Source organism: Streptomyces sp. NPDC008001 (assembly GCF_042958085.1).
Lineage (GTDB): Bacteria > Actinomycetota > Actinomycetes > Streptomycetales > Streptomycetaceae > Streptomyces.
In genome coordinates this window covers 302211-315406 of the sequence record NZ_JBIBIZ010000003.1, presented here as the reverse complement: position 1 = coordinate 315406, position 13196 = coordinate 302211, and the positions used below count along the sequence as shown (strand labels likewise).

Sequence of the window (13196 nt, the reverse complement as noted above, 5' to 3'; positions counted from 1 at the left end):
GGAGTTGGCCTTCGGCGCCCCAGCGGTGCGTCCGGAGGCTTTTTTCATGCCTTCTGACACCTCTTCCCCTACGTACCGCTCCCTCTTCCGCAACCGCGAGTTCGCCGGCCTGTACGCCGGCTTCACCCTCACGGCCGCCTCCGGCACCTTGTCGGGGTTCGCCCTCGGCACGCTGGTCAACGACCGTACGCATTCCCCGTTCCTGACGGCCGTGAGCATGTACGGGGCCACGTTCGCGACGGTGCTCGGCGCGCTGACGCTGATGTCGGTCGCGGACGGGAGCCGTCCCCGCCGGACCCTCGTCACGCTGCAGTGCGTGTCGCTGGCGGGCGTCGCCGCGCAGGCGATACCGGGTCTGCCGCTGACCGCCCGGTTCCTCCTGCTCCTGGTCCTGGGGTTCTTCCAGTCCCTGGCGACCGGCACGCGGCTGGGGCTGCTCGCCGGCGCCGTGCCGGCCTCCGCGTACGCGCCGGCCCGGTCGCTGATGAACATCACTTCGGGCGGCATGTCGGTCCTCGGCTATGCCGCCGGAGCCGCCCTGCTCCGGTACCTCAGCCCGCAGGGCGTCTTCCTCACCGCAGCCGCCCTCACCGGGCTGGGGCTGGCCGCCGTGGCGACGGCCGTCCGGGAACGCCCGGTCCGCCTGCCCCGCCGCCCCGGCCTGCGCCGGACCCTGGCGACGAACGCCGCCCTCTTCTCCGACGCCCGGCAGCGGGCGCTGCTGCTGAACCTGTGGGTCCCCAACGGCCTGATCGTGGGCTGCGAGGCCCTGTTCATCTCCTGCGCCCCGGATGCCGCCGCCGCACTTCTGGCCGCCGGTTCGGCGGGCATGCTCCTCGGGGACCTGACGGTCGGGCGGCTGCTCACGGCCGGTCAGCGGCGCCGCTGCGCGTTCGCGCTGCGGCTGCTGCTCGCCGCCCCCTACCTGCTGTTCGCCGCCCACCCGCCGATACCGGTCGTGGCGGTGTCGGTGTTCCTGGCGAGCGCGGGATTCGCCGCCACCCTTCCCCTGCAGGAGCAACTCCTCGCCCTGACCCCCGGCCCGGCCCGCGGCCAGGTCCAGGGCGTGGAGTCCGCCGGCCGCATGGCCTGGCAGGGCATGGGCGCCGCACTGGCCGGCGGCGCGGCCCAGTACCTGACCCCCGCCACCACGGTCACCGCCCTGGCCGCAGCCTCCCTCACCATCACCCTCCTCTCCCGCCCGGCCGTGTCCCGCGCCCGCACCGCCCCTGACGACATGGCCGACGCGTAACCGGCACGCACTCACAGCGCGCCCGGGTGCCCCTCCAAGCGCCGGAGGATCTCCTCGCTCAGCCGCCACCGGTCACTGTCGAGGCGGAAGCGGAAGCCCCGCTGGGAATTGACGGCTTCGGCGAGCCGTCGTCGCTGCGCGGCATCGAGGTCCTCGGTCATCAGCGCAGCGAGCTGCATCGCGTGGTACTGCTCGAACGGGCTGCGCGGGTCCCTGATGACCACCAACGCGGCCTCGAAGTCCCGCAATTCGCGGCGCGCCTGCATCATGGCCAGGGCGGTGACGCGTTCCTCGTCGTTTCCCTCCCGCAGCCAGCGCAGGACTTCGCCCGCCTCGAACGGCTGCTCCGCCGAGAGACGACGAGCCCGGGAAACGACCTCTTCCATCGCCCGGGTCCGGTCACGACCGGGGCGCATCGAGCCGCGCACCGCCCTGTAGTCGGCGGCAATGGGCCCGGCCGCGTCCAGCAGAGCCTGTGCCTCCCCGCGCAGCCGCCCGGCCGTGTCGCTGTCGCCGCGGCGCTCCGACTCCTCGGCCAACGCGAATCTCTCCGCGGCGGCCGCGCGGAGTCTGAGGCTGGCTCCACCGAGCTCGAAGCTCTCGACCCGGCTGCCGAGCAGGGCGAGCACCAGCAGGACGCCGCCGAAGGCGAGCAGCACTCCCGCACCGGTCCCGTTCTCGGTCGTGAACACCGCGAGCGTTCCCGCCCCGAAGGACCCCGCTCCCAGAAGGCCGGTGAGCACCCGCAGGGCGGGGGTGAAAAGGGGCGGGGACGGGCGAGGTTCCACCGGCTGCTCTCCTTCGTCTTCCTTCGTCTTCATTGCGGATGGCAGGAAACTACCGTGCCGTCCGTGGTGGGCCCGGGCCGTTCGGCCGTGGCGGACGTCACGACAGCCCTTACACCGGCCCCGCCCCGAAGTCCTCCGCGACCCGGCGACGGAGCGGATGACCGGCCCCCGTGGTCGGTGACGCATGCGGTCAGCTTGCGGTGTGCTCCGGGGGGAAGTCGGCGCTGAGCGTCACCTCCCGCCAGCCGTAGAAGGTGGCCCTGAGGGAGTCGAGCTTGGCGGTGGCGATGTCGTATGCGGCCTTGCCCAGCAGCAGGCGCAGCGGGGGTTCTTCGGCGGTGACCGCGTCGATGACGGCTCGGGCTGCGCGGGCCGGGTCGCCGGGCTGGTGGCCGTAGGTGGCCAGGGTGCTCGCGCGTCGTGCGCCCGCGGTGGAGGCGTAGTCGGCGATGGTGGTGGCGGACTGGCGCATGGAGGGCCCGGACCAGTTGGTGCGGAACGCGGCGGGTTCGACGATCGTGACTTTGATGCCGAGCGGGGCGACCTCGGCGGCGAGGGACTCGGAGAGACCCTCCACGGCGAATTTGGTGGCGTGGTAGTAACCGGTGGCGCCGAAGCCGGCCAGGCCGCCGAGGGAGGACATGTTCACGATGCGGCCGGTGCGCCGGGCCCGCATGCCGGGCAGGACGGCCCTGGTGGTGTTGACCAGGCCGAAGACGTTGGTGTCGAACAAGGCGCGGACCTCGTCGTCCTCGCCCTCCTCGACGGCGGCGAGGTAGCCGTAGCCCGCGTTGTTGACCAGTACGTCGATCTGTCCGAAAGCGGCCTGTGCCCGGGCGACCGCGTCGGCGATCTGTCCGGCGTCGGTGACGTCCAGCGTCAGGAGGACGGCGCGTTCCCCGTGCCCGGCTGTCACGTCGGCGGCCTTGGCGGGATCCCGGGCCGTGACCACCGCCCGCCATCCGTGTTCCAGCACGGCGCGGGCCAGCTCCCGGCCCAAGCCGGAGGAGCAGCCGGTGATGAACCAGACGGGGGAATCAGCGGAGGTCATGCGGGATGTGCCCTTCGTCTTGAGTGTTGGGGAGTTCGGTGAGGGCGAGGCTGCCCAGCAGGGCCAGCGACTGTTCGGCAGTGCTGCCGGGTTCGGCTCGGTAGACCACCAGGTGCTGGCCGGGGGCACTGTTCACGGAGAAGGTCTCGAAGTCCAGCGTCAGGTCGCCGGCCGAGGGGTGCCGGAAGCGTTTGGCCGAGGCCGTTTTGGCCCGCACCTCGTGGCGCGCCCACATGCGTGCGAAGTCGGGGTTACGCACCGAGAGTTCACCCACCAGGTCCTGCAGCCGCCGGTCGTCCGGGTCGGGATTGGCGGCCCGCAGTGCGGCCACGCACCCCTGCGCCACCACGGCCCAATCGCGGTAGAAATCCTGTGCGGCGGGGTTGAGGAACATCGCCGTGATCAGGCTCGTCTCGTTGCCGAGCCAGGAGAACAGCGCCTCGCCGAGGGAGTTGACGGCCAGCAGGTCGAGGTAGCGGCCGTAGACCAGAGCCGGCCGGCGAGGACGGCGACCTCCTCCCGGCGCAGACCAGGGGTGCGGCGTGTCCCCGCGGGCATCCCGTGGTCCTCGGGGCGCACCAGCGCGCGCCGGGCCCGCAGGAACTCGCTCAGCCGGTGGTTCTTGTCCATGCCTGTCACCGTAGGGGCCGGCACCGCGGGCAGGGTGGCCCTGTCCCACCCACCCGGACGAGACGGCCACGGCCCGCCCGCACGCCGGGATGTGAAGGGGATCACACTGACGACCTGTCACGGTTCGCCGGTGCGGCGTGTCTCGATGGGCATCCGAACGTCCGCAGGTCCGGCGTTGCGGAGAGGTCCGACGAGAGGAGCCGGGTGTGATGCCGAGGTGCCGACGACGACGCGTGCTCGCGCGGGAGGAACGCCATGGCTGAGGACGCCTTCACCGAGCACCGTCCGCTGCTGTTCACCATCGCCTACGAGATGCTGGGCAGCGCCACCGACGCCGAGGACGTGCTGCAGGAGAGCTATCTGCGGTGGAGCGCGGTCGATCCGGCCACGGTCGAGCACCCGCGCGCCTATCTCGTCCGCGTGGTGACCCGGCAGGCCCTCAACCACCTGCGCGCGGTCCGTGCGCGGCGCGAGGAGTACGTCGGCTCGTGGCTGCCCGAGCCGATCCGCACCGCACCGGGGGTGAGCGAGGACGCGATCCTGGCCGAGTCGGTGTCGATGGCCATGATGCTCGTCCTGGAGACGCTGAGCCCCGCCGAGCGGGCGGTGTTCGTGCTGCACGACGTGTTCGGCTACACCCACGGGGAGATCGCCGCCTCGATCGGCAGGACCGAGGTCTCCGTCCGGCAGACCGCCCACCGCGCGCGCCGGCACGTCCACGCGCGGCGCCGCCGCTTCGAGCCCGACTCCGGTGCCGCCCGGGAGATCGTCCAGCGGTTCCTGCGCGCGGCGGAGACCGGTGAGGTCCAGGCGCTGATGGACCTCCTGGCGCCCGACGTCGTGGTGATCTCCGACGGCGGCGGGAAGGCGGCCGCCGTCCGCCGGCCGGTCACCGGCCGCGACGACGTCGCCCGGTTCGTCCTCGGCCTGTCCCGTACCGGCACCATGGCGGCCCGCATCGAGCAGGCGGCCTACAACGGCATGCCCGCGGCGCGCTTCCTCACCGGCGGCGCGCTCGACTGGCTGATCGCGTTCGAGATCCGCGACGGACGGATCACGGGCCTCTACGGCATGCGCAACCCCGACAAGCTGCACCGTGCCGATGCGGTGCACCCACTCGACAGAGGAGACCACCAGCCGTGGAAACGATGACCGTCGAACGCACCATCGACGCCCCGGTCGAAGAAGTCTTCGCCTGGCTCACCACGACCACCAACTACACCCGCTCGCCCCTGGTGCTGCGCTGCCGCCTGGCCCGGAGCGGCGAGGGCGCGCCCTACGGCGCCGGCGCGGTGCGCGAGCACCTCTGGCTGATCGGCTGGTTCCGGGAACGCATCACCCACTACGACCCGCCGTACGCCACCGAGTACGTCGTCGAGCGCAGCCTGCCGCCCGCCCGGCACGAACTCGGCCGCATGACGTTCACCGAGACCGCCGGCGGCACGCATGTCACCTGGACCACCCGCGCCGAGATCCCCGTCCCGCTGATCGGCCCCTTCCTCACCCGGCGCCTCGCGCGTCCGGTCATCACCCACGCCTTCCGCACCATCCTGGACGCCGCCGGCACCGCCCTGGCCAAGCAGCGGACATGAAGCGAGCACAGGGCAGGAAAGCGACCCGGCGAGCACACGCACGCCGGACGGGCGGGACGTGGCCGGGCGCGGGGCGTCGCCCGGCCGGCGCTCCGTCGGGCTGACAAACGGAGGTGCGCTGGTGTGGCGGCGCCCGTGCCGCGCGTCGCGTGTGAAGATTCAGGGGAGTGACTGCGGGTAACGCTCCCGCCGCCGGCGGCCGGCACGTGTGGAGCGTGACCGGCCGGGCAGGAGCGGCCCTGTGCCGGGAGCGTCCCCCGGCCCGCCGCAGTCCCGTCCCCGACCCCGCAGGTGGAGCATTGAGCGCCGACCGCAGAAGATTCCCGAAGAAGACGCCCGCACCCGGCCGCGGCACCCCGCAGCGCGGCGGCACTTCGGCCACCGACCGGATGCTCAGGACCCTGCTGCGGCGCCGCAAGAAGATGCTGACCATCGAGGACGTCACCGTCACGGACCGCCCCGAGGTCCACCGCGCCGTCTCCGCAGCGGCGCTGGGGAACATGATGGAGTGGTTCGACTTCGGGGTGTACGCCTATATGGCGGCCACGCTCGGCAAGGTCTTCTTCCCCTCCGGCTCCTCCGGCGCCCAGGTGATCGCCGCCTTCGCCACCTTCGCCGCGGCCTTCGTCGTACGCCCGCTCGGCGGCCTGGTGTTCGGCCCGCTGGGCGACCGCATCGGCCGGCAGAAGGTCCTCGCCGCCACGATGATCATGATGGCGGTCAGCACGTTCGCGGTCGGTCTGCTGCCCGCGTACGCCACGGTCGGCGTCGCCGCGCCCGTACTGCTGCTCGTCTGCCGGCTGGTGCAGGGCTTCTCCACCGGCGGCGAGTACGCGGGGGCCACCACGTACATCGCCGAGTACGCCCCGGACAAGCGCCGCGGGTTCCTCGGCAGCTGGCTCGACTTCGGCACCTTCGTCGGCTACGCGCTCGGCTCGGGCCTGGTGACCGTGCTCACCGCGGCCCTGGGCACCGACGGGATGACCGACTGGGGCTGGCGGCTGCCGTTTCTGGTGGCCGGGCCGCTCGGGCTGATCGGCCTCTACATGCGCCTGCGCCTGGAGGAGACGCCCGCCTTCCGAGAGAGCGAGGCGGAGCTGGCCGGCGCCGAGGAGGCCCGCCAGTCGGGGCACGGGCGGCTGAAGGAGATCTTCACGGGACACTGGCACGCCGTGCTGATCTGCATGGGCCTGGTGGTGGTCTACAACGTCACCAACTACGTCGTGACGTCCTATCTGCCGACGTTCATGACCGAGACGCTGGGGCAGAACCCCACCACCGCCCAGCTGCTCGTCCTGGCCACGATGCTCCTGGTCGCCCTGACCATCACCACCGTGGGCCGGCGCTCGGACACCTGGGGGCGCCGCCCCCTGTTCATGGCCGGCAGCGCCGCCCTGATCGTCCTGGCCGTGCCGGCGGTGCTGCTGATCCGGGCCGGCGGCGTGCTGCTGCCGGCGCTCGGCTGCTTCGTGCTCGGGCTGCTGCTGGTGGTCTTCGCCGGCACCTCCGCGGCCACACTGCCGGCGCTCTTCCCCACCCGGATGCGCTACGGCGCGCTGTCGGTGTCGTACAACATCTCCGTCTCACTCTTCGGCGGCACCACTCCGCTGGTCGTCTCCGCGCTGCTGGAGAGCACCGGCAACGAGATGATCCCGGCCTACTACCTGATGGGCGCGGGGGTCATCGGCTTCCTCTCGGCGTTCTTCCTGCACGAGACGGCGGGCAAGCCGCTGCGCGGCTCGGGCCCGATGGTGGAGACGCCGGAGCAGGCGCGGCGGCTGGTCGCCCGCAGCCGTACGGAGGCGGGCCGCCGGGCCCGGAACGTGTGGACGCACCTGCGGCACCCCGGCCACCGGCACCACGAGAAGCACTGACGGCGGGCGGGCTGTTCCTCTCCCGCCATCACCCGACTCGTCGCCGCCGAAGCCCGAAACGCCGGGTCCACAACCCCTCTTCCCTCTTTCAGGTGATTGCCACCGATTGTCGTGATGGGGTGATTTTCCGCCGCTACGGTGATCGGACCAATGGGGGCTGGGGCCGGGGGTGGGCATGGAGCTGGAGTACTGGCTCGGGCGGGGAGTCGAAGCTTTCCGGGAGTGGGCGCGTACGTACGGCGAGTTCGCGGCGCATCCCGCGACGGCGGTCGACGAAGCCGCCTGCAAGGCGGTGTTCGAGGAGCTGACCGCCCGGTTGCGCGGCAGTTACCCCTTCTTCCACCCTTGCTACGCAGGTCAGATGCTCAAGCCGCCGCACCCGGCGGCGGTCGCCGGCTATGTGGCCGCCATGCTGGTCAACTCCAACAACCACGCGCTGGACGGCGGTCCGGCGACCTCCGCCATGGAGGAGGAGGTGGTGGAGCAGCTCGCGGAGATGGCCGGCTTCGCGGACCACCTGGGGCACCTGACCAGCAGCGGCACCCAGGCGAACCTCGAAGCCCTGTTCGTCGCCCGGGAGAGCCGCCCCGGTACGGGCATCGCCGTCAGCGCCGAGGCGCACTACACACACGCCCGGATGTGCCATCTGCTGGGCGTCCCGGTGTTCACGGTGCCGGTGGACGCCCGCGGGCGCATGGACGTGGGTGAGCTGGACCGGCTGCTGTCCACCGGGGTCGCGGGGACGGTGGTCGTCACCACGGGCACGACGGCGCTGGGTGCCGTCGATCCGCTGCACCGCATCGTTCCGCTGGCGCGCCGGTACGGCGTGCGCGTCCACGCCGACGCCGCCTACGGCGGCTTCTTCCGGCTGCTGGCCGACGGGGAGCGGGCGCCCGTCGCACCGGAGACCGGCGACGCTCTGCGGGCGATCGCGCAGTGCGATTCGGTGGTGATCGATCCGCACAAGCACGGTCTGCAGCCGTACGGTTGCGGAGCTGTGCTGTTCGGGGATCCGGACGTCGCCCGGTTCTTCCGGCACGACTCGCCCTACACCTACTTCACGTCCCGCAGGCCTCATCTGGGGGAGATCAGCCTCGAATGCTCCCGCTCCGGCGCAGCCGCCGCCGCTCTGTGGCTGACGCTGAAGCTGCTGCCGCTCACCCCCGACGGGCTCGGGGCGGTGCTCGCCGCCGGGCGGCGGGCGGCCGTCCGCTGGGCCGAGCTGATCAGCGCCTCTCCGTACCTGGAGCCGTACCAGCCTCCCGAGCTCGACATCGTGACGTACTACCCGGCGTGTCCGGGGAGTTCACCGGTAACTCCGGGGAGTTCACCACCGCGCCTGTCCCGTGTCGGCGTGGCAAGCCAGGAGGTGATGCACCGGGGGATGAACGCCGAGGAGGACCCCGTCTTTCTCAGTGTCGCCCGTGTCACCGCCGACGCGTTCACCGCCCGCCACGCCGATGCCGTCGCGGACAGCGACGACACCCACGTGCTGCGCAGCGTGCTGATGAAACCGGAGAGCGAGCCGTATCTGGACCGCCTGCACCGGCGGGTGGAGCAGCTGGCCAAGGCATCGTGGCCCGCTTCTCGGAGGTGCGGCCGGTGAACAGCGAGACGCCGCTGCCGCCCCTGACCTTGGCCACCGACTCGCGCATCCCCGTGCGGGCGGCGGCCGTTGCCACGACCGCCGATTACGACCACTACTTCCACATCGCACGTCACGCGCCGGACCTGACGTCCTGGACACGCGACGTGCTCCGGCTCCAGGCAGCCGTCCTCGCCGACCTTCCGCACACCGGTCTGGACGACTCCCAGCGTGCCGCCGTCCTGACCGGTCTGTTGCACGCCTCCCACGCCACGCTGGCCGCGTGGCTGCGGCCCGCGCAGGGACTCGCGCCGGGATCCGTACCGGACGGGCCCGCCGACGGCCCGGCCGACGCACTGCGCCGCTGGAAACTCGGCCACCAGCTCTTCCATCTCCTGCTCACCACCATGAACAGCACCCTCGACGACACCTCCGCCGCAGTAGACGCAGCACGATGGGCGTCCGTCCGCCACGGCCTGGAGCGGTTGCGGACGCTGTACGACGCAGCCACCGCCGCCATGGCCTACGCCTCGGACTTCCCCGCCTCCGCCTACGCGGACGACGTACGGCCCACGATGGAACCGCCGTTCGCCCCGCCGGGCTTCTCCGGAACGCTCAATCAGGAGCACCGCGTCATGACCGAGCGGGCGCGCGCCCTCACGGCCGCGCTCGCAGACCTGTCCCCGCTGACGCCTTCCCTCGCCGCGGTCCACCTCGACGTGGCTCTGCTGCGGGCGGCGCAGCGACGGAACCGGAAGGCACACGCGGCGATCTGCGAGCGGTGTGTGCCGGACGGCGCCTCGCTCCTGCGTCAGCACACCACCCGGCAGAGGAGCGGCCGTGCAACCTGCGAGTGAGTGGACGAGCCCTGCGCCGCGGACCGCGGCGGACATCGAGGGCGTGGACGCGGGGACCGGTCTGCGACTGCTGGCCGGCCTGGTGGACGAGGTCGTGTGGCTCGACCACTGCCCCGCCGTGAGCGCGTCCTTCCAGCCCGCGCCCGCCTGGCTCCGGCACGAGCCGGTCTCCGCCTGGCAGCCGTTGCCGGAGCCCCCGCCCGGCCGGCGGCCGTGCCCGCCCGACCCGCGCCGCGTCTGTGTGTCCTTCGCTCCCGAGCACGGGGACAACGCCCGTACCTGGGCCCGCAGACACGGCTACCGGCTGCTGGCCCCGGACGCCGGCGTCACGGCACGGGCCGCCGACAAGATCAGCGCCACCCGGCTGTTCGCCGAGGCCGGGGTCCCCGTCCCGCCCTTCGTGGTGATCCCCGCGACGGGCCGCGCGCCGGCGGAGACGTACTGGAACGGCCGGTGGCCGCGGGCCGTCGCCCAGCGGGCCGACAACAACCTCGTCGGCCGCGGGACCGTCCTCGTCGGCGGGCCGTCGGACCTGCGGGCCTGTCTGGACGCCTGGCCGGACGAACCAGTCAAGCTCAGCCGCTTCTCCCCCGGGATCTCCCTGACCGTCACCGCGTGCGCCGGGCCGGACCGGACCGTCGTCTCGGCGGTCTCCCACCAACTCGTCGGGCTGCCCGAGCTGGCCGCTTCCTGGGGCGCGCACTGCGGCAACCAGCTCGTCGGCCCGGACGACCTGCCCGAGGGGCTGTACGGGCAGGCCCGGGCGGCCGCGCACCACGTGGGCGAAGTCCTGCGGGGGCGTGGTTATCGCGGTGTCTTCGGCCTGGACCTCGTGGAGGAGGACGGCCGGCTGCTGGCCGTCGAGGTCAATCCGCGCTTCCAGACCGTGGTGTCCCTGGTTCAGACCGCGGAGGGCGCGGCAGGACTCCTCCCGGCCCTGGGCCTGCACGTCCTGTCCTTCCTCCTCCCCGCCCTGCCTCCTCCGGCAGCCGGACGGTTGCCGGCAGGCATGCGCCACAGTCAGCTCGTGGTGCACGCCCGGACGGACGCCGTGGCGCGCCGCCTGCCCCCGACGGGGCGCTACCGCAGAGACGGCCGCACCGTGACCGGGCCGCTGCACGGGCCACCCGTGGTGTCCCGGCTGACCGACGACGAGGCCCTGTGGTGGGTCGTGGCCCGCTCGGGGCCGGTCACCACCGGCCAGGAGCTGGCGCTCGTCCAGCTCCCGCAGCCGGTGGCGGAGCTGCTGCCCCGTCCACGGCTGCGGCCCGGCGCCTCGGCCTGGATCACCGCCCTCGCCCCGGACACCGAGCAGGAGGGGCGGCACGCCGGGAAGGGCGACCGGAACGCCGAACAGGACGACGCCCGGCGCGCCGAGGGCGTGCTGCCGCCACTGCGCGCGGACGCCCGGCACCCCGAGGGCGAACTGGCACCACCGCGCGAAGACGCCCGGCGTGCCGAGGACGAACTGCCGCCGCTGCGCATGGACGAGCGGCGGATGCGCGAGGCCGGACGCCACGCGGTCGAGCTCGTCATCGACCGGATGACCTCACCCGGCTCCCGGCCGCCCTGCCACGTCCCCTCCCCCGGCGCCCTCCGGGCCGCCCTCGACGAGCCCCTCCCCGAGCACGGCACCCGCGACCTGCCCGGCCTCCTCGACCACGTCACCGAGCGGGCACTCGCCGAGGCGACCCGGCTGGACCACCCGCGCTGCTTCGCCTTCGTGCCCTCGACCGGCAACTTCCCGGCCGTGCTCGCCGACGCGCTGGCCTCCGCGTACCTCTCCGTCCCCGGCGCCTGGCTCGTCGGAGCGGGCCCCACTCAGATCGAACTGACCACCCTGCGCTGGCTCAAGACGTTCCTGGGCCTCCCGGACGGCCATGGAGGCCTGTTCGTCAGCGGCGGGTCCATGGCCAACCTGACCTGTCTGGCCGTCGCCCGCGACCACCGGCTCGACGGCAGGCCGCAGCCGCACGCCCGTCTGTACTGTTCCTCCCAGGCCCACCCGTCCGTCGCCCAGGCGGCGCACCTCCTGGGCCTCGCCCGCGAACAGCTCACCGTCCTGCCCCCGGACGACGACCTGCGCCTGGACGCCGGCGCGTTGGCGGAGCGCATCGGCCGTGACCGCCGCGCGGGACTGCGTCCCTTCGCCGTCGTCGCCACGCTCGGCACGACCGGCACCGGGGCCGTCGACCCGCTCGACCGCGTGGCCGACGTGTGCCGGGAGGAAGACCTGTGGCTGCACGTCGACGGCGCCCACGGCGCGGCCGTCGCCGGCACGTCACGCGGCCGCCGTCTGCGGAACGCCCTCGGCCGGGCCGACTCCCTCACCGTCGACCCGCACAAATGGCTGTTCCAGCCCTACGAGATCGGCTGTGTCCTGCTACGGCGCCCCGAACTGCTCCCGGAGACCTTCGGCGTGCGGCGCCATGCCCTGGACCAGGGGTATCTCCAGTCGGCCCACCCCGCCGCCCCGGAAGGCGAGGAGGTCAGCCTCTCCGACTACGGCCCGCAGCAGAGCCGCGGTCTGCGCGCCCTGAAGCTGTGGCTCTCCCTGAAGACGTTCGGCGCCGGAGCCTTCCGGCAGGCCGTCGAGCAGGGCGCGGCCCTCGCCGAGTACGCCGCCGGGCTCGTCGAGGCCCACCCCGAGCTGGAGTTGGTCACGCCGCCCAGTCTCGCCATCCTGACCTTCCGCTACCGGCCCCGGGACGCACCGGCGGCATGGGACGCCGACGCGGCGCAGGCACACATCAGCCGGAGGGTGTGTGCCGACGGCGGGGCCGTCCTCCTCACCACCACGGTGCGAGGAGCCACCGTGCTGCGCATGTGCACCATCAACCCCACCAGCACCCGTGCCGACGCCGCGGCCGTACTGGACCTGGTGATCCGCTACGGCCACGGCATCTGACCTCGGAGGCCGCCCGGTCAGACGATCACCAGCGTCGACGGCCCGGTGATCTGCTCCACCCCGCCCTTCGACGCGCACTTCAGCGGATCGAGCGTGGCCTGGAGCCCCGGCGAAGCCACCGTGCGGCCCTTGAACTTGCCCTTCACCACCCGGCCCACGACCAGGACGACCGCCTGCCCGGCCACCTGCTGTACGTTCCCCAGGTGGTAGACGACCTTCGTCTGCTCCCCGGTGTTCCAGGTGATCCACTCGGCAGTGGTCGCATCGGAGAAGAAGCAGCCGTTCCACCCGCCCCCGCCGATCGAGGACGTCCCCGACCGCAGCGCCGGGTCCGTGGAAAGACAGCTGTACGCACCGCTGCCGCCGATCCGGGTCCGCCGCGCCGCCAGCGACAGACCGGGCGAGAACGAGATGGCGTTGCTCCCCGCGCAGCTCACGGCGGCGGCAGCGCGCGGAGGGTGTGCCGACGCATCAGGCGCCATGTGCACCAGCGCGGCCAGCGACGCCGCCGCCACGCATCCGAGCCTCCTGCCCCACGAGAGCCGTCCGCCCATGTCTGCCCGCCCCTCCCGCAATGCCATCGCGTACCGAGGGCAGCATCCTTTCGTCCCGGCCCGGAGTACGTCAGGCGCACGACGCGAAAGCCTGTGACGAGCAGC

General features: G+C 72.8%; 10 protein-coding genes and 1 pseudogene. 7 read left to right on the top strand and 4 right to left on the bottom strand.

Annotated features, from left to right (window positions below; translation table 11 throughout):
* Positions 1 to 46 precede the first annotated feature (46 nt).
* Positions 47 to 1252 carry a hypothetical protein gene (locus ACFZCD_RS09780; protein WP_391829275.1) on the top strand — a complete coding sequence of 402 codons (1206 nt, stop codon included), beginning with the start codon at positions 47 to 49 and terminating at the stop codon, positions 1250 to 1252.
* A gap of 11 nt (positions 1253 to 1263) precedes the next feature.
* Here the strand turns inward: ACFZCD_RS09780 and ACFZCD_RS09775 are convergent, their stop codons facing one another.
* From ACFZCD_RS09775 to ACFZCD_RS09765, 3 genes and pseudogenes are all read right to left on the bottom strand, one after another.
* Complete coding sequence (locus tag ACFZCD_RS09775) at positions 1264 to 2040, bottom strand: hypothetical protein (protein WP_391829274.1); 777 nt, start codon at positions 2038 to 2040, stop codon at positions 1264 to 1266.
* Positions 2041 to 2230: 190 nt separating this feature from the next.
* Positions 2231 to 3091, bottom strand: a complete 861-nt coding sequence (locus ACFZCD_RS09770) for an oxidoreductase (protein WP_391829273.1) — start codon at positions 3089 to 3091, stop codon at positions 2231 to 2233.
* Positions 3078 to 3721, bottom strand: a pseudogene (locus ACFZCD_RS09765) (XRE family transcriptional regulator). Before ACFZCD_RS09765 ends, ACFZCD_RS09770 begins: the two are co-directional and overlap by 14 nt.
* Before the next feature lie 255 nt (positions 3722 to 3976).
* On the opposite strand from ACFZCD_RS09765, the gene ACFZCD_RS09760 reads away from it, so the two are divergent.
* The 6 genes from ACFZCD_RS09760 (at position 3977) to ACFZCD_RS09735 (ending at position 12537) form a co-directional block, all read left to right on the top strand.
* Positions 3977 to 4873 carry an RNA polymerase sigma-70 factor gene (locus tag ACFZCD_RS09760; RefSeq protein WP_391829272.1) on the top strand — a complete coding sequence of 299 codons (897 nt, stop codon included), beginning with the start codon at positions 3977 to 3979 and terminating at the stop codon, positions 4871 to 4873.
* On the top strand, positions 4861 to 5313 hold the full coding sequence (locus tag ACFZCD_RS09755; RefSeq protein WP_391829271.1) for an SRPBCC family protein: 453 nt from the start codon (positions 4861 to 4863) through the stop codon (positions 5311 to 5313). Before ACFZCD_RS09760 ends, ACFZCD_RS09755 begins: the two co-directional genes overlap by 13 nt.
* 389 nt (positions 5314 to 5702) lie before the next feature.
* Positions 5703 to 7187 carry a glycine betaine/L-proline transporter ProP gene (gene proP / locus ACFZCD_RS09750; RefSeq protein ID WP_391829619.1) on the top strand — a complete coding sequence of 495 codons (1485 nt, stop codon included), beginning with the start codon at positions 5703 to 5705 and terminating at the stop codon, positions 7185 to 7187.
* A gap of 175 nt (positions 7188 to 7362) precedes the next feature.
* Entirely contained in the window at positions 7363 to 8793 is a 1431-nt protein-coding gene (locus tag ACFZCD_RS09745) for a pyridoxal phosphate-dependent decarboxylase family protein (protein WP_391829270.1), read from the top strand.
* Positions 8790 to 9629, top strand: a complete 840-nt coding sequence (locus ACFZCD_RS09740) for a hypothetical protein (protein ID WP_391829269.1) — start codon at positions 8790 to 8792, stop codon at positions 9627 to 9629. The genes ACFZCD_RS09745 and ACFZCD_RS09740 overlap by 4 nt, the downstream gene beginning before the upstream one ends.
* Positions 9613 to 12537, top strand: coding sequence for a pyridoxal-dependent decarboxylase (locus ACFZCD_RS09735; protein ID WP_391829268.1), 2925 nt, complete (start codon positions 9613 to 9615; stop codon positions 12535 to 12537). The genes ACFZCD_RS09740 and ACFZCD_RS09735 overlap by 17 nt, the downstream gene beginning before the upstream one ends.
* A 17-nt stretch (positions 12538 to 12554) precedes the next feature.
* Here ACFZCD_RS09735 and ACFZCD_RS09730 read toward each other — a convergent pair whose 3' ends face one another.
* On the bottom strand, positions 12555 to 13091 hold the full coding sequence (locus ACFZCD_RS09730; protein WP_391829267.1) for a hypothetical protein: 537 nt from the start codon (positions 13089 to 13091) through the stop codon (positions 12555 to 12557).
* Positions 13092 to 13196 lie beyond the last annotated feature (105 nt).